The sequence below is a fragment of the Quyinboa sediminis genome, from assembly GCF_042219855.1.
Classification (GTDB): Bacteria; Bacteroidota; Bacteroidia; order Bacteroidales; family UBA5342; genus JBHJHP01.
This window is the reverse complement of record NZ_JBHJHP010000003.1, coordinates 374,419-396,404: the sequence shown is the minus strand read 5'-3', so window position 1 is coordinate 396,404 and position 21,986 is coordinate 374,419. Positions and strand designations below refer to the sequence as shown.

Genomic DNA, 21,986 nt, shown 5'->3' with positions numbered 1-21,986 from the left:
ATATCCATGTTAATACACAATCAGGCCAATGGACTATACACTGATCACTATGAACTTACCATGGCACAGGGGTATTTTCTTAGTGGCAAATACAGGCAACGGGCTTCATTCGATTATTTTTACCGCAAAAATCCATTTAATGGTGGCTTCGTTTCCTTTTCCGGGCTATCCACGTTTCTTGAATTGCTAAAGGACTTCCGCTTCAGTAAGGATGACTGCAACTACCTTCTTTCTGTTGGTTTCAACTCAGAATTTGTAAAGTATCTTGAAACTTTCTCCTTTTCAGGGGACATATGGTCAGTAAATGAAGGTGAAGTCATCTTTCCCAATGAACCAGTGGTTAGAATTGAAGGTAATCTGGCTGAAACACAACTCATAGAAACGTTGCTTCTCAACGTGCTTAATTTTGAATCGCTGATCGCAACAAAAGCCAACAGAATGCGCATGGTGGCCGGTGAACGCTTGCTGCTGGAATTTGGATTACGGCGTGCCCAGGGATTTGGTGGGATTCTTGCGACTAAAGCTGCAATGAATGGCGGATTTGATGCCACTTCAAATGTTATGGGGGCCAGATTACATGAAGTACCCAGTACCGGCACCATGGCACATTCATGGATACAGAGTTTCAACGATGAACTGGAAGCTTTCCGGACTTATGCGCGTATTTTTCCTGATAACTGCATATTGCTGGTTGACACCTATAATACCCTTAAAAGCGGTGTACCGAATGCCATAAAAATTGCTGAAGAGCTTAAAAACATCGGCAAAGGCCTTTCAGGAATACGCCTTGACAGCGGGGACCTTACCTACCTGAGTAAGCAGTCCCGTAAAATGCTTGACTACGCAGGCTTTCCTGAGGTCAAAATTGTGGCATCCAATCAGCTTGATGAATATATTATTCAAAGCCTTCTGACACAGGGTGCACCGGTTGACTCTTTCGGTATTGGTACAGCACTCGTTACCGGAAAAGACGATGCTGCCCTGGATGGTGTATACAAACTTGCAGAACTGGATGGAACACCAACAATGAAATTCTCAGAAAATATTTCAAAAATGACCTTACCGGGGAAAAAGAAAATTTGGCGGTATTACGATAACGATGGCTTATTTAAATGTGATGCCATTGTGCTTAATGATGAGAAAGACATTCAACGCATGCATCATCCGGTTGAACCGGGGAAACATTTAAACCTTGCATCTTTTAAACGGGAGGAACTGATGACGATGGTCGTTAAGCATGGTAATTTTCTGAATAATAATACACAATCAGCAGAAATTGCTATATTTACAAAAAACAGGTTAAATAAGTTGCCTGAAGAATATAAACGTTTTTTAAATCCGCACGTTTATAAAACCGGTATCAGTGATAAACTATTGCAGATCCGGAACAAGCTAACCAATCGTGAATAGATTTCCCCTGACTCTTTAATTCATTATTAAAACAGGAAAGGTATGAAAGCTTTATTAATTGTAGATTTACAAAATGACTTTTTACCCGGTGGTGCTTTGCCTGCACCGGATGGAAACAAAATTATACCGGTTGTAAACACACTGATGGAAGATTTTCACTTTGTGATTGCCTCCAAAGACTGGCATCCTGAGGAAACGGTCCACTTCGAAAAGTGGCCTTCTCATTGCGTCAAAGGATCACTGGGATCTAAATTCCCAATTGCACTGAAATCGAAAAACATTGACCTGGTACTGAGAAAAGGTACCGAAAATACTGATGATGGTTATTCTGCATTCGAAGCTACCAATGTTAGTCTGACAGACGTTCTGCATGAACGGGAAGTTTCTGAATTATATGTATGTGGTTTAACAACAGAATACTGTGTAAAGCAAACCGTACTCGATGCCATTAAAAACAAATTTAAAACGTTTGTGATCAAAACTGCAACCGCTGGTGTAAAGGCAAAGCCAGGTGATGAAGAAAATGCATGGAAGGAAATGTATGATGCCGGAGCAGTAATTCTGGACGATATTATACCCAGTAATTGAGAGCCTGATCCTTGTTTATACCATTTTTGAAGGATCTACCCATTCGTCAAATTCTTTTTCTGTAACATATCCTAAAGCCATTGCTGCATCTTTTAAGGTGGTATTTTCGTTGTATGCCTTCATGGCTATTTCGGCTGATTTATAATATCCAATATGTGGATTCAGACTTGTGACCAACATTAAGGAATGATTCAGATGTGCTTCAATTCGTGCTAAATTGGCCTGCACACCTGCTATACAATGTTCTGCAAAACTAAAAGAGGCATCACCGAGGAGCCCGGCGCTTTGCAAAATATTAACGGCAACAACCGGACGAAAAACATTAAGCTCAAACTGTCCGTTACTACCTGCAATACCAATGGTCACATCATTTCCCATAACCTGTGCTGCAACCATTGTCAATGCTTCTGCCTGTGTTGGATTTACTTTCCCGGGCATAATACTCGAACCTGGTTCGTTAGCAGGAATTATAATTTCACCTATTCCTCCACGCGGACCACTGCTTAACATTCGTATATCATTTCCAATCTTCATCAGACTGACAGCAATACGTTTAAAGGCACCACTGAGTTCAACAATGGCATCGTTGCCGGCAAGTGCTTCAAATTTATTGGGTGCTGTGGCAAAAGGATACCCCGTAAACTCGGCAATCCGGAGTGCCACCAGTTCATCAAACTTTTCGGGTGCGTTCAAACCTGTTCCTACAGCTGTACCACCCAGCGCAAGCAATGAAACTTTCTTTAGGGCATGTTCAACAGCATCAATACCATTTTCAAGCTGTTGTACATAAGCGCTGAATTCCTGGCCCAGCGTTACGGGAGTAGCATCCATAAAATGGGTACGGCCTAGTTTTACCACATCAGAGAATTCTTCCGCTTTTTTCTGAAGCTCATCCCTCAGTTTTTTTAATCCGGGCAGCGTTTTGCTTGCGGTCATACCGTATACTGCAATGTGCAAAGCTGTAGGAAAGGTATCATTACTACTCTGACTTTTATTGACATCATCAACCGGACTCAAAAATTTTCGTTCATCTGTCAGTTTTCCACCATTCAGGACATGACCACGGTTAGCGATAACTTCATTTATATTCATATTGGTTTGAGTGCCACTTCCCGTCTGCCAAATGACCAGAGGAAACTGATCATCAAGTTTCTTCTCCAGAATTTCTTCACAGACCATAGAAATCAGTTCTGCCTTATCGGGTGCAAGAACTTCCAGATCTTTGTTAACCGAAGCTGCTGCTTTTTTAACTACAGCAAACGCGTAAATAATCTCGCCGGGCATGCTTGCAGCCGGACCAATCCTGAAATTATTCAGACTTCTTTCCGTTTGGGAACCCCAGTATTTGTCTGCAGGGACCCTGACATCTCCCATTGCATCATGTTCTGTCCTGAATTTCATAGCTTTTATTTTCTTGATTAACAATTAAAACGTAAAAACAGTGCAAGACTTAAGGTACTTTAATATTTGTACCGTTGATAAACATGATAATCTGCGTTACAACGGAATAAAAGGATTCAGCACCCGGATTAATAAATGAAAAAAATTAAAACCCTGTTTCATGAGTGTCTCTTAAAAAAATACGTTCAGGTCCATACGCATTTACAGAAACATTTTATGAATTTTGGTATATTTACAAACCAAAACTGATAAAGCATCAAAAGAAATACAATAACACAAATAATTCACAACATTATGACACGTAACATTCTGGCAATCGTTTTGATTGTCCTGGCAACAAACCTCACAGGGCAAACCAGGCTTGTGGTTAAACCCAATGAAACTATCGCTGAAATCCAGCCAACGATGTACGGTATCTTTTTCGAGGATATCAATTTTGCTGCAGATGGTGGTATTTATGCAGAACTGGTTAAGAACAGGTCTTTTGAGTTTTTTGAACCTATGATGGGATGGCTCGAACCAAATTCAGACAGACATTCCCTGAATTTGAAATCGGGGAAAGCTACACCCATTAAACGCAGTAGTGATGAGAAGAATCAACATTTCATTAAAGTAGAAGTCAACGATCCGAACGGCTATTCCATCATCAATGAGGGATTCCGAGGTATGGGTATTAAAAAGGATGATACCTACAATCTTACATTTATGGCAAGCCAGGAAAGCGGAATAAAACATGTCATTTTCAGTTTGCTCGCCCAGGACGGAAGCACAATAGGAGCGGATACTGTAACCGTGAGCGGAAACAACTGGAAAAATTATGCCACATCTATTAAAGCAACAAAAACATGCCCAAAGGCAAAGCTTAAAATCACTTTTTCTGAAAGCGGAACCATCGATATGGACATGATTTCCATGTTCCCTGAAGATACATGGAAAGGAAGACCCAAAGGTCTCAGAAAGGATCTTGTGCAGCTTCTGGCTGACATGCAGCCAGGTTTCCTCAGATTCCCAGGCGGTTGTATCGTTGAAGGCCGAACACTGGACCGCAGGTATCAGTGGAAAAAAACGGTGGGACCTATTGATGAACGTGAAAACCTGGTTAACCGGTGGAATACGGAATTTACACATCGACCTACACCCGATTACTACCAAAGCTTTGGTCTTGGATTCTTTGAATATTTCCAGCTGGCTGAAGATTTAGGTGCACAGCCACTGCCAATATTGAGCTGTGGAATGGCCTGTCAGTTTAATACAGGTGAACTTGTTCCGCTTGAAGAACTTGATCCGTATGTTGATGATGCCCTGGATTTAATAGAATTTGCCAACGGAGATCCGTCAACAGAATGGGGAAAAGTAAGAGCGGATATGGGACATCCTGAGCCGTTTAATTTAAAGTACTTAGGAATTGGAAACGAACAATGGGGACCGGAATACTTTGCCAGATACAAAATATTTGATAAAGCCATAAAAGAAAAATATCCCGATATCGTGGTGGTTTCCGGAAGCGGACCATTTCCTGATGGCGAATATTTTGATTACGGCTGGGAACAGCTTAAAAAACTTCATGCCGAAATTGTGGATGAACACTATTACCGTCCACCACAGTGGTTTCTTGATAATGCGACCCGTTATGATGAATACGACAGAAGCGGACCCAAAGTATTTGCCGGTGAATATGCTGCTCAGAGTGTAGCGATCGCCAGTCCCGAAAATAAAAACAACTGGGATTGTGCGTTGTCAGAAGCAGCGTTTATTACAGGTATGGAACGTAATGCCGACCTCGTTGTCATGACTTCATATGCGCCTCTCTTCGCACATATTGATGGATGGCAGTGGACACCGGATTTGATTTGGTTTGACAATCTCAGGTCTATGGGATCAGCGAATTATTATGTACAAAAAATGTTCTCCACCAACACCGGTGATGATGTGGTGCCCATTCAACTGAACGGAAATGATCTTACAGGTCAGGATGGTTTATATGCGACTGCATCTGTTAAAAATTCCACCAACGAAATCATCCTTAAACTGGTTAATGCGTCAGATAGCGATAAAAGTCTTTCCTTTGATTTTGAAGGTCTGAAAAAGTTTGGGAAAAAGGTAAGCGTTACCACACTGACAGGAACCTCTCCTGATGACATGAATACGCTGGATAATCCACGGGAAATTTATCCCGAAGAAAGCATTTTAAAAACCAATGGAAAAGAGCTTAAACTTGACATTGGAGCCAAAAGTCTGGTTGTGGTTAAATTAAAAAAGTAAGACATAATTGCCATAAGAGAAAAAGCAGGACTGATAATTTCGGTTCTGCTTTTTTATTCTTATTTCAGTTTAATCTCGGCCAGAACCGGAAAGTGATCAGAAGGATAACGACATTGTTTTGAATCTGTTAAAACACCATAACGTAACACATGTTTAATTCTATCGTTCACAAAAATATAATCAATATGATTCTGAGGTATTTGATGAAAACTGAATCCGTTAAAGGTGGCTTCCGGTCCATAGGGAGCTTCTTTACTTATTAATCTGGCTTCGGAATAATGTTTTGACATAAATTCAATAGGAGATTCTGAGGGTGTAGCATTAAAGTCTCCCATTACAATAACCATATCTCCTTCATCCTTTAGTTCTTTAATTTTTTCATGAATAAGTTTCAGCGATTCAAGTCTTGCTGTTTGTCCGATATGATCCAGGTGGGCATTAAAAACCCAGAACCTAACACCGGATACTTCATCGTTCAGGCAAACATAGGAACATATCCTTTCCAAAGCTGCATCCCAGCCCACACTTGGTTTCTCCGGAGTATCCGAAAGCCAGAATGTACCTCCGCTTATACGGGTAAACCGCTTTGCATTATAAAATACAGCCGAATATTCTCCCTTTTGTCTGCCATTGTCTCTGCCTACACCCTCGTAATGAAAACCCGGCAAATGTTGAACAAGATACTCAACCTGATGATGCAGCCCTTCCTGAATTCCAAAAATATCAGCCTTATGAAACCGGATCAAACCAACAACCATATCTTTACGATGATCCCAGTTGTTAAGTGAGTCACCCGGATTATCATATTTTATATTGTAAGTCATTACATTAAACGACTGAGCTGAAATTTGACACAAACCAATAACAAATATTGCAACTATTAAATACGCTTTTTTCATCTTGCTAATGCTTAAAAATAATACATGGAAAACCTGAAATACTTACATCGCCAGAATGAATTCTGTCAGGTTTGCTTCTTTGCTTAAGTTAAACTTTTTCCTTAACCGGTAACGGTGATTTTCAACTCCCCTGACAGAGACACCCAGGAGTGGTGCTATTTCCTTTGATGAAAGATTCAGTTTCAGATAGGCACAGAGGCGCAGATCGCCGGGTGTCAGATCCGGATAATTGGCTTTCAGGGTTTTAAGAAACGCCTCATGTGCTTTCTCAAAATTGTGCTCAAATAACTTCCAGTCATCATGACCCGAGATATTCTGATCAATCTTGTCCATCAAATCCTTGTAATATTTTTCCGGAAACCTGTTCCCCAATTGCTCCTTCTGTCGTTTAAGCTTTCGTTTTATAGACATCAGAAATTCATTCTTTTTGATGATTCCCATAGTGGAATTGGCGAGTTGTTCACTTTTAAAGGACAATTCAGCCTGCAACTTTTCATTTCTCAACTGTATCAGTTCCTTTTCTTTCTCATCACGTTTTCTTCGTTCATGCAATTGTACTCTTTTTATGGTCATGCTCCTGGTGACAAATAACAATATGCCCATCACTGTGATGTAGAAAAAGATAGCGTATATGGATTGATAAAATGGCTTATCAACCGTAATTTTCTGACTTAAGACAGGCGATGACCTGCCCCATCCGTTAATGGCCTTTATATGAAGAGTATAATCTCCGGGTGGAATACGGTTAAGATTAATGACCGGTTCGTCCATTGGATCAGACCACCGTTCTGTTAGTCCATCCACCTCGTATACATAGGTGAGTTTCTCTGCACTGATAAAAGGAAACGAAAACCGCAGAAAAAGGCTGTTTTTATTAAATGGTAATCTTATTCTATTACCTCTTAACAGGATGTTCTCACCATCCCCGTTTTTATCAAAAACTTGTGCCTCCCTGAGTTTAATCTCATTTTTTTCAATTGCAAAACCTTCATCAGAAAACCGTGTATTTATAATCGTATATCCATCCTCCATACAAACCATCGCCGATTCCTTATCCAGCGGGACTATATTCTCGTAACCTGGGATCAACTGATTATTGAACAGTGCAATCGGAAACTCCCTCAGCAGTGTCACATTATTCATAATAATCTCAAAACAGGCAATACCTGACTTATTAACAAACCAGTATCTGTGTTCCGGTCCGGCGATAATTCTGTTTGCCACAGCAAATTTACCAAGTTGTTCATTCAGTGATTGAAAAGGAACAATTGAATCATTCAGATCATCATAAGTGTATAGCCTGTCATAACCCGTAAAAACAATCCGGTTTTCTATTTTAAAAACATGCGCATTATGGCCTTCTTTGCCCAGTACAGAGTTCCTGTCAAAGTATTCAACAGAAACAACAGAATCCAGTTTTTCTGATAACCTGATTTTATAAATCCCCTGGTATAAGTGGCTTGCCCATAAATTATTCAAATGATCAAATTCTATGAAACGTATGAGGTTATTAAAGCCTTCAACGGTGTGAGAATATTGCCACCTGCCCTTTACCTTTCTTAAAAATACGAGGTTTGAATATGTACACTGCAACAGCAGGTCAGGATTCTGAGGATAACGAATGATGGAATATCCACCTGCATTGGCCGATATCTTCTCTGCATTTAAACCATTAACAATATAGGTACCGGAGTTATGTCCTACAAACAATTTCTGGTCTATAATTTTACAATCCCATACCTGATCCTGCGTCCCCGGAACAAGGGTAAACTTTTCATTTACAGCATCCTGAGGCTTGGCAAACAATCCCTGATTTGTTCCCAGGTACAAATTTCCATTATATAGTGTTGAAGTATATATGGCACCCATTTCATTTAAATGTACATACACATGCGACCGGACATCAGGAAAAGAAATAAAGCCTATGCCATTGTCCAGTGCCAGCCAGATGTTACCATTTTTATCTGTTGAAATACCCAGCACCGTATTGTTCTGTAAACCGGATTCCTTGCTGATCCTGTAGCGCAATTTACCGGTATCATCAAGGACCGCAAGGCCATCGACAATAGTACCGATAAGAATATTTCCATTACTGGTCACAATACCATGATTCAAAGTAGTCTGACTAAGATATGTTCTCAATTGCGGTGCAAAATCAACAAATGAATTTTCAGTTGTACTGTACAGATAAATTCCATGTGATTCTGTTCCAATGAGGTAATGCACTGAATCTTTCCTGTAAATAAACCTTATATTTTTATTTCGCAAAAAAGTAGATTTAGTGACCGGGATGAGTTCTTTATCGCCTACGCGAAAAATACCGACGTTTTTGACAGAACAGTAAATCTCATCCTTTGATGAGGTGGCAAAATTGATATACCCATAATTGTTCAACACCGTAAAATTGCCATCTTGATATATATATATACCTGAAAATGAATGAAAATACACTTTCCCATCAACTACCAGAATATTCCAGAACTCTTCATTTGCCGGAAAGTATTTCTCTACCGATGAGGTAAGCGAAGTGTATATAAGCTGACCAGAGTCATTGCGCTCCCAGTACCCGAGTTCACGGTATCCACCACTGTAAACCCTGTTGTTTTTATCAACAGCAACTGTTCTTATGATTGAACCATTGGGAGAATGATATAAATGCCAGGTAACGCCATCGAATTCAAGCAAACCCAGCGTATTACCAATATACGTATATCCATCAGAATCAAAAGCTATGCTCCAGTTCTGGCTGCCCGCTTTGTATTCGTTCTTATTAAAATTAATAATTTTAAACGGACGCACCTCAGCTACCATCGAAATCTGAAATAAGAGAAAAAACAAAAATATAGCCCATCTTGCCTGATACCACAAGGTGTTATTTTTAATTATACCCCTGTTTTTATCCATACACAGCATAAGATTCTTTTTAAAATTTCATGTATTTGCTGACAGAATGATTAATAATTGTAAAAATAAGATATTTTTTAGTGAATCTGTACGATGAAGAAACAAATAAAACCGGAAAACAAATACCTTATTTTACCTCATTATTGAGTGTATTTTTCTATTTTATAAATATACAATATTATATCTAAAATATTGTATCTATCTTTTTTAATGCATATTACACTAATATTTTTATTTATGATGAGGTAATTATGCAACATCATTTTATGTTATTCAACACAGTGAATTATAAGTGTGTCAGTTTGTTAATTTTTTTAACCCTGCTTCCTTAAATTTATTCTTCGTTAAATCTTTATTTTTATATATTATGAGAAAAATTCTAATTGTCATTTATTTATCGTGCATGTCAGCATTCCTGTTTGCCCAGCAGCAAATACAGGTGACAGGAAAAGTGACTGATGCCAATAATGATGCTATACCCGGTGTCTCGGTCGTTATCACTGGCACAACGCAGGGAACCATCACTGACCTGGACGGGAATTATTCCATCATGGCTTCGGATCAGGCAACACTGACATTCAGATTTATCGGCTTTAAAACAGTTGATATTCCTGTTAACGGCCGTAAAGTAATCAATGTAACATTAGAGGAAGATGTTTACAATGTTGATGAGGTGGTTGTGGTAGGTTATGGAGAGATGAAAGTCAAGGATCTCACCTCATCTATTGTTACCGTTAAATCTGATGAACTTCTAAAAACACCGTCCAGTCAGCCCATGCAGGCTCTTCAGGGTAAGATTGCTGGTGTTCAGATCGTAAACTCGGGCTCACCAGGTGGAAATCCAACTGTCAGAATCAGAGGTATTGGTTCATTTCCGGGAAGTAGTGATGCTTCACCCTTGTATGTAGTTGACGGAATGTACTTCGATAACATCGATTTTTTGAATCCGTCAGACATTGAATCAGTCTCTGTACTGAAAGATGCCTCTGCTTCTGCTATTTATGGTGTAAGAGCAGCAAACGGAGTTGTGTTGGTTACCACTAAGAAAGGTAACCTGAATTCCAAGTCCACCATTACCTATGAAGGCTATTATGGTGTACAGGTGCCTCAAAATGTTCTTAAAATGGCAAATTCGGAACAGTTTGTAAACTATATTGATCAAACAGGTTCTACGGCAGATATGCAATATATTCTGAATGCTATGCAGCGTTATGAAAGGAGCCGAATAAATCCTAATTTTCCCAACGTAAATACAGACTGGTATGCTGAAATCATGAAACCTTATGCACCACAGCAAAATCATTCGCTTACTGTAATGGGAGGCTCCGATAAAACCAGCTATTCCATTGGCATGAGCTATTTTGATCAGGAGGGTTTACTGGAAACAGATAATTCTTACAGCCGTATGAACATCCGATCAAAAATTGATCAGCAGGTTAATAACTGGTTCAAAGCCGGCATTAATTTTAATTTCAGTAATGCTGTAAGATATATCGGTAACGATGCTGCCTGGTTCAGTGCGTATCATGCTGTACCCATTCTTCCTGTATATGATGATGCAAACTATAACGCCCTGATTGCTGAAGGCGTAACAACAGCAAGTCGCTATTCCAGCGCGGAGCTTGTTGGTTACAGAGGATCACAAAATCCTTTTATCAGTCTTGCATTTAACAATAACCGACAGGATATCCGGAAGTTCTTAACCGGAGTTTACGCAGAGATAGACCTGATCCCTGATCAGCTGAAATTCAAATCAACCTATAACATCTCTATGATGTTTTTAAAAGCTAAAAATGTTGGTTTCCCGTATTTTATTACGAATGATACCGAGGTAAAACTATCCAACATTGCCTCTTCAAGAACAACAGATATAAATCAGTTCTGGGATAACACCCTGACATATACCAATAGTTTTGGCAAACATAACCTGACTGCTATGGTAGGGATGTCATTCAGAGATGAATCATATGACTATTTGTATGGATATGCGGAAGATATTCCATTAGCAGAAAATTCATGGTACATCAATCTTTCCAATTCGGAAACATCCAAAGATGCCAGTGAATCAGCTTCAAGGCTTTACGGTGTATCCTACTTCGGTCGTTTGTCGTATAATTTCGACAACCGATATATTGCCTATTTTACCTTAAGAGAGGAAGGAACCCAGAAATATCAGGAACATTGGGGAACTTTCCCGGCATTTGGATTAGGTTGGGTTCTTTCGGAAGAAAGCTTTTTTAAGGATATTAATTTCTTTGATTACCTGAAACTGCGCGGAGGCTGGGGAAAACTGGGTAATGATAAAATACCAAGGCAGACCGGTGCGTATACCACAAATCCTCAATACCTGGCTATTGATGATAAGCAGGTGGATGCCACCACAACAACCAGTACGTTCGGTTACCTTGGCTGGGAAACAGTCACCGGAACCAACATTGGTATCACAGCAAATATGCTCAACAGCAGACTGCACATTGATGCCGATTACTACATCAGGGATACAGAAAATGCTGCCATCCCGGTCAGCCTTAAATTACAGTCCGGTAGTGTATTGAAAAATGCTGGTGTTATCAGAAACTCAGGGTTGGAAATCGTACTCAACTGGGACGGTAAAATCTCGAAAGATTTAAAATATAACATAGGTGTAAATGTTGCAACACTTAAAAATGAAGTCCTCGACCTTTACGGACAGGAATACATTAACGGTGGAATGGCAGAATTTCGTCAACGCACCCAGGTAGGTGAACCACTTCTCTCGTTCTATGGCTATGAAGTAGCCGGAGTATATCAGAATGATGGTCAAATTCAGGCCAGCCAGATCGCAGTGGATAATGAACTGGTTCCCGGTGATCTTATGTTTAAGGATCAAAACAGTGATGGTATTATTGATGATAACGACAAAGTATTTCTGGGGTCCTACTTTCCGAATCTGACCTATGGCGGAAATCTGGGTCTTACCTATAAAAACATTGATTTCTCAGTGAATGTAATGGGCCAGAGCGGAAATAAAATACTGAACCGGAAACGCGGTGAAATTATCTGGACCAATGATACCAATATTGATGAAGAACTGGCCAGTGGCTTATGGAATGGTGAAGGTACTTCTGACCGCTATCCTTCAGCTTCAGGACTGAGAAGAGGATGGAACCAGAATTTCAGTGATTTCTTCCTGGAAGACGGAGCATTCTTCAGGATTCAAAATGTCCAGCTGGCGTATAATCTGAAAGGCTCAACACTTTTTAAAGGGATGCCAAATGCTAAAATATACGTATCAGCAGAGAAACCCTTAACCCTGTTTAAATACAATGGATTTACACCTGAAGTACCGGACGGTATTGATCGACAGTTTTATCCGGTACCTGCTATTTATACAGTGGGATTAAATCTTAAATTCTAAATACTGAAACGATGAATATTAAAAAGATAATATATAACATAAGGCCTGTATTTTTTACCGGGTTGTTATTAGTATTGGTTTACGGATGTACCGATAAACTGGATGCACCCTTTGAGGACATTGCCCTGACCAGCGATGTGGATTACACTCAGGGTGAAGACATGATCCTTCCGCTGTTAGGCGCATATTACGGACTTTATACCCGGGCCTGGGAAGAACCAATAACACTGGGTATCAGGGGTGATGATGTAAATGCAGCAGGTGATCAGGTTCCGATGCAGGAACAGGATGCTTTTAAATACCAGGCTAGTCAGTGGAATCTGAATTCTGTTTGGCAGCTACATTACAACGATATTATTAATGTCTTTACATCTATTGAAGAAATTAATAAATACCGCCCCTATGCTAATGATGATGCTCTGGCAGACCAGTATATTGCAGAGTGCAAAGTAATACGGGCATATCTGTATCTGAACCTTGCCAGAACATTTGGTGGTTGTATCGTTATTGATGATCTTGCCGATATACAGAATACACCGGTGAGTAATAAGTCACAGGTTATGCAATATATTGTGGATCAGATGAATGAAGCCATTCCTGATCTTCCTGCAGTAAGACCAAATGAACGAACAGATATTAAAGGAGGAATGACCCGTTTTACTGCATATGCCATTCAGGCTATTGCCTACCAGGAGATGGAAAACTACCAGGGTGTTGCTGATGCAACAGCTGCCATTATTGGTTCCGGCAGGTTCCAACTCTATCCCGATTACTATTATCTGTTTAAAACTGCCGGAAAACTGAATGATGAAAACATTCTGGAATTCCAGTATTCAGACTTTGGAGCCGGAGAAGGAGACCGTTTTGCGTTTCAGTTTGCTCCATTTGGTATCGGAGGATGGACCCCGGTTGTAGATGGTGCTGACGGTGGATGGGGATTTTATGAACCAACCATGAAATACATAGAATTTATGCTTGGCAGAGGCGATTCTATTCGTCTGGAAACAAGTGTAATCTTCACTCCCGATGGTATTACAGCTTTACAGAATGACTATTCAGGGACTATACCTTCCTGGATAAGCAATACAAATCGTGAGGGCGATGTATTTAATAATAACGTCAGGTTAAAATTTGGCAGTGGCAAACACATACAGCCTTCAACAGAGTTAATTCCCGGCAGATCTGCTATGGGCAGCAATAAGAACTTTATTGTAATCCGCTATGCCGAAATCCTCTTAATGTATGCTGAAGCGCTGACCAGAGGTGCTGCCAGCAATATTGCAATGACGGATGTACAGGCAGTAAATGAAGTACGTGTTCGTGCCGGATTGGATCAGTTGAACTCAGTTACAACACAGACTGTACTGGATGAAAAATTTGCAGAACTGGCAATGGAATGGGGAAAACGATATTATGATATGGTTCGTACAAAAAACACCGGAGAACTGACACAACCCGGTAAAACATTTACCATGGACAAAGCATATTATCCGTTCCCGGCAGATCAGGTTTCTGAACTACCGCAACTGAAAGATGGAATTCAATAAAACTAGATGACAATGAAAACATATTACAGACTCATAATTCTTGTACTGACTGTTATTGCAGTAAGTGCATGTAATCAGGATTATATTGATCCCATATCGAGCGTTAGCCCGGGATCTGATACTGAAGCACCGGTAATAACCATTAAAAAACCTGTTGAAGGTGGTCAGATTAAACTACCGGAAGACACTTCGTCCGTTACCATTGATGTTGAGGTAACTGACGACATAGAACTGGCTTCTGTAACCATAAAATACGATGGGACACAGATTGCTGCATTCTCTGATTTCAAAGATTACAGAAGAGCGCTGGAAACAGTAACTTACAATAAAGTACTGTTTGGAGATCACAGTGTTACGGTTGAAGCTAAGGATAAAGCAGGAAAAACGAGTACTTCAACTGCTAACTTTCAGAAATCTCCTCCATACTCGGCCAGGTACGATGGTGAAATATTCTATCTTCCCTTTAATGGGGATTATATGAATATGATCAGATTTGACACGGCGATAGTAACCGGAACTCCGGGGTTTGCAGATGAAGGAATTGCGAGTTCAAAATCCTACGAAGGAGCTGCCGATTCCTATATTCAGTATCCTCTGGCAGATATTCAGAGTTCGGAATTAAGTATGGTATTCTGGATTAAAATTAATCCGGATCCTAACCGCGCCGGTATCATGACTGTTGGCTCAACCAACGATGATGCAGGGCGTAAAAACGGGTTCCGATTATTCAGGGAAGGCGATGCCAACAGCATGAGGATTAAACTGAATGTTGGTACAGGTGCCGGCGAAAGCTGGAATGATGGCGACGTGGTTAATCCTTCACTTGGGGAATGGGTTTGTGTAGCCGTTACCATTTCTGATACCGAAAACACGATCTATTTCGATGGCTTACCTGTAAGAACGTCAGCAATGTCGGCACCAATCGACTGGACTGGTTGTGATTTCCTGACCATTGGATCCGGTGCACCAACTTTTACCTATTGGGACCACCTTTCCGACTTAAGCGAAATTGACGAAGTCCGCTTTTTTGACAAGGCATTAACCCAGGATGAAATCAAAGCGATCATATCACAGGAAACCGGTAAGGAATTTACGAATACCTTATACATGCCTTTTGATGATAATTATACCGATCAGATCAGTCTCACTGCGGCAACTGCAGTAGGTACACCGGGCTTTGCCGACGATGGTAAATCAGGCAAAGCATATCTGGGAGCTACGGATTCATATCTGACCTTCCCTGCCGATGGACTGATGTCTTCACAGTTCAGTGCAACGTTCTGGATGAAAGTAAATGCCGTACCTGATCGTGCAGGTATCATCACCATTGGCTCAACCAATGATGACGCCGGACGCAAAAACGGCCTCAGATTCTTTAGGGAAGGAAGTGCAGCAAGCATGCGCTTTAAGCTTAATGTTGGAACCGGTGATGGTGAAAGCTGGAACGATGGCGACGTAATTGATGCCACAACAGGAGACTGGGTTCATGTTGCATTTACAATATCAGATGCAAAGACAGTTATTTATCTTAACGGCGTTGCAGTAAATACCGCTGATATGGCAAATGAAATAGACTGGACAGGTTGTAGTCAGTTTACCATTGGATCAGGTGAACCTACATTTACATACTGGGGTCATTTATCCGACAACAGTGAAATTGATGAATTACGTTTCTATAATATTGCGCTTACGGCCACTGAGGTACAGGCAATAATGAATAATGACAATTAACACATAAAATGTCAGAAGAATGCATCATAAAAATGGTTAGCAATAATTCAACAGATTTTCTGAGCGAGGTACAACGCAAAAGTTGTTCCATCTCAAATCTTATTTGGTGAATCAGATAGTTAAACTCAGTTTAATCAGGTTCTTCTGACAGTCATTCAGGCTGCCTGGTTTATCTCCGGGCAGCCTTTATAACCCTGTAAACACTGGCATTTAAAAATATTGGGAATGCAACGATTAATAATATACTTTTTCCTGTTTATTCTCTCATATGGATTTTCAGGATGTACAAATAAGAAAAACAAAACAGCCGGGGAAACACAGAAATCCCGGTACGCTCCCTTAACTGATGCTCAGTTACTGGATACCGTACAGCATCAAACATTTGAATATTTCTGGGAGGGTGCAGAACCAAATTCAGGCATGGCAAGGGAACGGATCCATATGGATGGCATTTATCCTCAGAACGATCAGAATATTGTCACCCTGGGTGGCTCAGGATTTGGTGTTATGGCCATACTGGTAGGTATAAAAAGAGGCTTCATTACGCGTGAACAGGCTCTGAAAAGGTTTCAGAAGATTGTATCATTTCTGGATAAAGCAGACCGGTTTCATGGTGCATGGCCGCACTGGCTGAACGGAGAAACGGGAAAGGTAAAACCTTTCAGTAAAAAAGATGACGGAGGCGACCTGGTTGAAACAGCATTCATGATGGAAGGGCTGCTTACCGTTGCAGAATATTTTAAAGATGGAAACGAAGCTGAAAAACAACTGACAGAAGCTATCAACAGGCTTTGGAGAGAAATTGACTGGACCTGGTATACCAAGGGTGGTGAAGATGTGCTGTACTGGCACTGGTCACCGGATTATGGCTGGGATATGAATTTTCCTGTAGGCGGATATAACGAATGTCTCATTATGTATGTGCTGGCTGCCTCCTCACCGACTTATCCAATAAAACCCAGCGTATATAATAACGGCTGGGCAAGAAACGGTGATATTGCTAATGATACCGTTTATTACGGACTTCATACTGTTCTGGATCATTATGAACATAATGATGATCCTGTAGGACCGTTATTCTGGGCACATTATTCATATCTGGGACTTGATCCACGCGGATTATCAGACAAATACGGGAATTACTGGGAACTGAATAAAAACCATGCGCTCATCCATTACCGGTATGCTTTGGATAATCCAAAACATTTTAAAGGATATGGTGAAGAACAGTGGGGCCTGACATCCAGTTATTCCATAAAAGGCTATGCCGGTCATCATCCCGGGAAATCAGACCTTGGCGTGATATCGCCAACGGCAGCATTATCTTCATTTCCATATACGCCGAAAGAATCCATGCAATTTCTGAAATATCTTTATTTCAAAGCAGATACCTTAGTCGGGAAATACGGTCCGTACGATGCTTACAGCGTGACTGATTCCTGGTATACTCCACGCTATCTGGCTATTGATCAGGGTCCCATTCCGGTAATGATAGAGAATTACCGTTCAGGCATGCTTTGGCACCTGTTCATGCAAAACAAAGATGTTCAGAATGGTCTGAAACGATTAGGATTTAAAACAGAAGAAGAATAAAAGCTATAGCTTATGTACCGGAAAATCATCAGCATCATTAAAATAATGGTTGTATGGCTGACCGCATTCAGTTCATCAGGGCAGGCCCCTTCAACGTATTGCAACCCGGTAAATATAGATTATGGCTACACTCCTATTCCAGGAATGACATCATCCGGGAAACACCGTGCTACGGCTGATCCGGTAATCGTAAATTACAAAGGCGATTTTTATCTGTTCAGCACCAATCAATGGGGTTACTGGTGGAGCAACGATATGTATAACTGGCATTTCAAATCCCGCAAATTTCTACGTTCATGGAATACCGGAACCTATGATGATTTGTGTGCGCCGGGTGTTGGTATAATCGGTGATACGATGATTGTGTTCGGGTCAACCTACACCCGTACGTTTTCCATCTGGATGAGTACAAATCCAAAAGAAAACGATTGGAAAGTTTTGGTGGATTCCTTTGACATTGGCGGATGGGACCCTGCATTTTTCACAGATGACGATGGTAAGTTTTACATGTATAACGGCAGCAGTAATGTATATCCTCTGTATGGCATAGAACTGAACAGAAAAACGATGCAGCCCATCGGAACCCGTAAAGAAATACATTTATTAAAGCCCTGGCGCTACGGTTGGCAAAGATTCGGGGAACATCTGGATAACACTTTCCTGGATCCCTTTATGGAAGGAGCCTGGATGACCAAACACAACGGATTATACTATTTGCAGTATGGTGCTCCCGGTACGGAGTTCAGTGGATATGCTGACGGCGTTGCTGTAGCTGATGGTCCACTGGGGACACCCTTAGGCAATTTTCAGGATCAATCCGATCCCTTAAGTCTGAAAATGGGTGGATATGCCAAGGGAGCAGGCCATGGTTCCACTTTTCAGGATAATAACGGAAACTGGTGGCATGTGAGCACCATCAGAATTTCAGTAAAAAACAACTTTGAACGCCGTATAGGGATCTGGCCGGCAGGTTTCGATCAGGATGATGTGATGTGGTGCAATACCGCTTTTGGCGATTACCCACATAAATTGCCTTATGCCATTGAAGACCAACCATTAAATTACGGTGATGGTTTTACCGGATGGATGTTGCTGAACTACAACAAACCTATACAGGTATCATCCACACTGGGTGGTTTTCATGCCAATAATGCGAATAATGAAGATATTAAAACGTACTGGAGCGCCAAAACAGGGGATAAAGGGGAATGGATCATGACCGATTTGGGAGATATCAGTACCGTAAATGCCATTCAAATCAATTATGCGGATCAGGATGTAGCTGATGACCATCTGGGCAAAATCAACGATGGTGCGCAGTATCACCAGTACATTATATATGCTTCCGGCAATGGTAAAAAGTGGCATGTTCTGGTAGATAAAAGTAAAAACAAGACAGATGTACCACATGATTACATTGAGTTGGATCAACCTTACCAAACCCGCTATTTAAAGCTGGAAAATATTCATATGCCAACCGGTAAATTTGCCATAAGCGGATTGCGTGTTTTTGGTAAAGGCCAGGGTAAAAAACCGGATACTGTTGAATCCTTTATCGTTTTAAGAACCGAAAAAGACAAACGCAGTGCCTGGATTAAATGGAACCCGGTGAATAATGCCTATGCATACAATATTTACTATGGAACCGATCCCAACAGGTTATATACCTGTTTTATGGTGTACGACGATAATGAATACTGGTTCAAATCCATGGACAGCCGAAAGACATATTACTTTACCATTGAATCAGTCAATGAAAATGGCGTATCCGAAAAGTATAAAACGATCGAAGTTAAATAATGAATCCTTTCAAAATGCTAAAAACCATCAAATATATTTTCTTAGTGCTTTACACAGTTGTTGCAGCTCACAACAGCTACGCCCAGGAATTTACATTTTTCAGCGATGGGACTACCACTACATATTATGACCAGGGGATTGTAAACATCAATGAGCTTGGATCAAGCACATTCGAACATACCTATCCTCCCGGTGCACCTCAGTATAACGACAAGGTTCCATGTTCATCCTTAGCGTATAAAGGAACATCATCCATGAAATTCAGTTATACCTCATCGCCTGAAGGAAACTGGAGAGCCAGTATATTTATCAGCGGCTGGGGAACCGGTGATATTTCAGGAATGGATTCTCTTTCGATGTACATCTATACAGAAACGGACCTTGCAGCAACAGCTTTACCATATATCGGGATCCGGACCATTAACATCAGTGGTTCAGGAGAAATATCATCCACAAATTACAAACTGGGTGATTATAATTCTGATCTTTCCGCCGGAAAATGGAACCGCATTTCCTTTCCTTTAAGTACCATCTCAAATGACCCGGATAATAACAGTCTGGATTTCACCAAAGCCAAAGGCATAATATTCAGCCAGTCTGAAATGAATGATGCCTCCAGAATATTTTACGTAGACGAGATCACAGCATTTAAGAGCATCTCAACCCTACCTTCGGTAACAAATCTAACTTCACATGGCTACGACAGTCATGTTGAACTTAACTGGTCACACACCAATCCGGCATTGAAATACCGCATTTTTGCATCGTTCGATAACGGTTCAGACTGGGAAGAAAGAATAGAAACAGAACAGAACTACTTTCTGGATTTTGTTCCTGAATCTGCACGAAATTCAACCATACATTACAAGCTTGTTACAGTTTCCCAGGAATCGACATCACAAGCAGTATTCACAGAAGCAACAATCCGGGATTTTTCGGATGACGAATTGCTGGATTTGGTTGAACGCTATACATTCCGGTACTTCTGGGAAGGTGCACATCAGGCAACAGGAATGGCCCTGGAACGCACCAACGGCAGTGGAACAACAGCCGCATCTGGCGCCACGGGCATGGGACTTTTGGCTATGATTGCAGCTTACGAAAGGGAATACGAACCCAGGGAAGAAATAAAGGACAGAATCCTGTTGATCCTGAATTTTCTTGAAACCTGTGACCGCCATCATGGAGCATGGTCACACTGGTACAATGCAGACACAAAGAAAACACAACCATTCAGTGCCAAAGATGATGGCGGAGATCTGGTGGAAACATCCTATGTGGCGCAAGGCTTAATCGGTCTGCGTAATTACTTTTCCGGAACAGATTCAAAATCAGTTCAGATCCGCAATAAAGCAACAACCCTTTTCGAAGGCATAGAATGGGACTGGTATCGCCGGAACGACCAAAATGTGTTATACTGGCACTGGTCGCCAAACTATAATTTTGACATGAACATGAAGGTTAGTGGATGGAATGAATGTATGGTCACCTATATCATGGCAGCCTCCTCTCCTACGCATTCCATAACAAAAACCGTTTATGATCAGGGTTGGGCCGGAAACGGATCCATGGTCAATCCAAGAACTTTCTATAATTATCCAATCAAATTATCCCCTGACTGGGGAGGACCTCTCTTCTTTATCCACTACTCTTTTCTGGGCATTAATCCGGAAGGACTTAAAGATAAATATGCAGATTACTGGCAGGAAAATATGAATACGGCAAAAATACATCACGCTTATGCAGTGGCAAATCCACTGGGGCATACCAATTACAGTGACAAAAACTGGGGGCTCACTGCCAGTGATGATCCTGATGGCTATACTGCTCACAGACCAATGGAAAATGACAATGGCACAATCAGCCCAACAGCAGCTCTGGCAAGCATGCCCTATACTCCTTTAGAATCGATGAAAGCATTAAAATACTTTTACAGGGAACGTGGTGCCGAACTTTTTGGCATCTACGGAACTTACGATGCATTCAATGATGAAAGGAACTGGGTGAAGGAGGCCTACCTTGGCATTGACCAGGGACCAATTGTGGTAATGATTGAGAATTACCGTAGTAAACTTTTATGGAAATATGTGATGCGCGATCCCGATGTTCAGGCTGGACTCAACAAACTGGGTATTGAATACCAGGATCCTACCGGCGTTAAAGAAAACAGGACATCAGAGCGTATAATGCTCTATCCGAATCCGGGAAACGGGATTATTAACATACAGACAGCAGCAACTATCAATCAGAAGGTAACCCTGAAATTATACCGCAATGATGGCAGATTAATGAACGAACAGGTAATCCGTATAAGCAATGCCACTCAGGTGATGGATTATTCTGAATATAAAAGTGGATTATACATCCTTAAAATTGATGACGGGAATATTGTTACTTCTTTAAAACTGTTGATTTCAGAATAATAACGCTGTAAATCAGCAGAAAGAATCGGAC

General features: G+C 40.9%; 12 protein-coding genes. 9 read left to right on the top strand and 3 right to left on the bottom strand.

What is annotated here, in order from left to right:
* Nucleotides 1-6 precede the first annotated feature (6 nt).
* Together ACE1EF_RS09620 and ACE1EF_RS09615 are read left to right on the top strand one after the other, a co-directional pair.
* On the top strand, nt 7-1,410 hold the full coding sequence (locus tag ACE1EF_RS09620) for a nicotinate phosphoribosyltransferase (protein WP_375720440.1): 1,404 nt from the start codon (nt 7-9) through the stop codon (nt 1,408-1,410).
* A gap of 42 nt (nt 1,411-1,452) precedes the next feature.
* Nucleotides 1,453-1,998, top strand: coding sequence for an isochorismatase family protein (locus tag ACE1EF_RS09615; protein WP_375720439.1), 546 nt, complete (start codon nt 1,453-1,455; stop codon nt 1,996-1,998).
* 15 nt (nt 1,999-2,013) lie between these two features.
* Here the strand turns inward: ACE1EF_RS09615 and fumC are convergent, their stop codons facing one another.
* Nucleotides 2,014-3,399, bottom strand: a complete 1,386-nt coding sequence (fumC, locus tag ACE1EF_RS09610; protein WP_375720438.1) for a class II fumarate hydratase — start codon at nt 3,397-3,399, stop codon at nt 2,014-2,016.
* Between the two features lie 294 nt (nt 3,400-3,693).
* Here fumC and ACE1EF_RS09605 point away from each other — a divergent pair, with 294 nt between their 5' ends.
* Nucleotides 3,694-5,661, top strand: coding sequence for an alpha-L-arabinofuranosidase C-terminal domain-containing protein (locus ACE1EF_RS09605; RefSeq protein ID WP_375720437.1), 1,968 nt, complete (start codon nt 3,694-3,696; stop codon nt 5,659-5,661).
* Between the two features lie 59 nt (nt 5,662-5,720).
* Here the strand turns inward: ACE1EF_RS09605 and ACE1EF_RS09600 are convergent, their stop codons facing one another.
* Together ACE1EF_RS09600 and ACE1EF_RS09595 are read right to left on the bottom strand one after the other, a co-directional pair.
* Complete coding sequence (locus ACE1EF_RS09600; protein ID WP_375720436.1) at nt 5,721-6,560, bottom strand: endonuclease/exonuclease/phosphatase family protein; 840 nt, start codon at nt 6,558-6,560, stop codon at nt 5,721-5,723.
* A gap of 42 nt (nt 6,561-6,602) precedes the next feature.
* Nucleotides 6,603-9,464: a regulator gene (locus ACE1EF_RS09595; RefSeq protein ID WP_375720435.1), complete on the bottom strand. Its 2,862-nt coding sequence runs from the start codon at nt 9,462-9,464 to the stop codon at nt 6,603-6,605.
* A gap of 367 nt (nt 9,465-9,831) precedes the next feature.
* Between ACE1EF_RS09595 and ACE1EF_RS09590 the strand changes: the two genes are divergently transcribed.
* From ACE1EF_RS09590 to ACE1EF_RS09565, 6 genes are all read left to right on the top strand, one after another.
* Nucleotides 9,832-12,861 (top strand): SusC/RagA family TonB-linked outer membrane protein, encoded by a 3,030-nt coding sequence (locus tag ACE1EF_RS09590; protein ID WP_375720434.1) that lies wholly within the window; start codon nt 9,832-9,834, stop codon nt 12,859-12,861.
* A gap of 11 nt (nt 12,862-12,872) precedes the next feature.
* A complete protein-coding gene (locus ACE1EF_RS09585) occupies nt 12,873-14,408 on the top strand; it encodes a RagB/SusD family nutrient uptake outer membrane protein (RefSeq protein WP_375720433.1) in 1,536 nt (511 codons plus the stop codon).
* Nucleotides 14,409-14,420: 12 nt separating this feature from the next.
* Nucleotides 14,421-16,139: a LamG domain-containing protein gene (locus ACE1EF_RS09580; RefSeq protein ID WP_375720432.1), complete on the top strand. Its 1,719-nt coding sequence runs from the start codon at nt 14,421-14,423 to the stop codon at nt 16,137-16,139.
* 225 nt (nt 16,140-16,364) lie between these two features.
* Complete coding sequence (locus ACE1EF_RS09575; RefSeq protein ID WP_375720431.1) at nt 16,365-17,732, top strand: glucoamylase family protein; 1,368 nt, start codon at nt 16,365-16,367, stop codon at nt 17,730-17,732.
* A gap of 12 nt (nt 17,733-17,744) precedes the next feature.
* Nucleotides 17,745-19,532, top strand: coding sequence for a family 43 glycosylhydrolase (locus ACE1EF_RS09570; protein ID WP_375720430.1), 1,788 nt, complete (start codon nt 17,745-17,747; stop codon nt 19,530-19,532).
* A complete protein-coding gene (locus ACE1EF_RS09565) occupies nt 19,532-21,955 on the top strand; it encodes a glucoamylase family protein (RefSeq protein WP_375720429.1) in 2,424 nt (807 codons plus the stop codon). The genes ACE1EF_RS09570 and ACE1EF_RS09565 overlap by 1 nt, the downstream gene beginning before the upstream one ends.
* Nucleotides 21,956-21,986: the final 31 nt, after the last annotated feature.

Coding starts and splice junctions, on each gene's coding strand:
- ACE1EF_RS09620 (WP_375720440.1), top strand. CDS start 7: ATGTTAATACACAATCAGGCCAATGGACTATACACTGATCACTATGAA.
- ACE1EF_RS09615 (WP_375720439.1), top strand. CDS start 1,453: ATGAAAGCTTTATTAATTGTAGATTTACAAAATGACTTTTTACCCGGT.
- fumC (WP_375720438.1), bottom strand. CDS start 3,399: ATGAAATTCAGGACAGAACATGATGCAATGGGAGATGTCAGGGTCCCT.
- ACE1EF_RS09605 (WP_375720437.1), top strand. CDS start 3,694: ATGACACGTAACATTCTGGCAATCGTTTTGATTGTCCTGGCAACAAAC.
- ACE1EF_RS09600 (WP_375720436.1), bottom strand. CDS start 6,560: ATGAAAAAAGCGTATTTAATAGTTGCAATATTTGTTATTGGTTTGTGT.
- ACE1EF_RS09595 (WP_375720435.1), bottom strand. CDS start 9,464: ATGGATAAAAACAGGGGTATAATTAAAAATAACACCTTGTGGTATCAG.
- ACE1EF_RS09590 (WP_375720434.1), top strand. CDS start 9,832: ATGAGAAAAATTCTAATTGTCATTTATTTATCGTGCATGTCAGCATTC.
- ACE1EF_RS09585 (WP_375720433.1), top strand. CDS start 12,873: ATGAATATTAAAAAGATAATATATAACATAAGGCCTGTATTTTTTACC.
- ACE1EF_RS09580 (WP_375720432.1), top strand. CDS start 14,421: ATGAAAACATATTACAGACTCATAATTCTTGTACTGACTGTTATTGCA.
- ACE1EF_RS09575 (WP_375720431.1), top strand. CDS start 16,365: ATGCAACGATTAATAATATACTTTTTCCTGTTTATTCTCTCATATGGA.
- ACE1EF_RS09570 (WP_375720430.1), top strand. CDS start 17,745: ATGTACCGGAAAATCATCAGCATCATTAAAATAATGGTTGTATGGCTG.
- ACE1EF_RS09565 (WP_375720429.1), top strand. CDS start 19,532: ATGAATCCTTTCAAAATGCTAAAAACCATCAAATATATTTTCTTAGTG.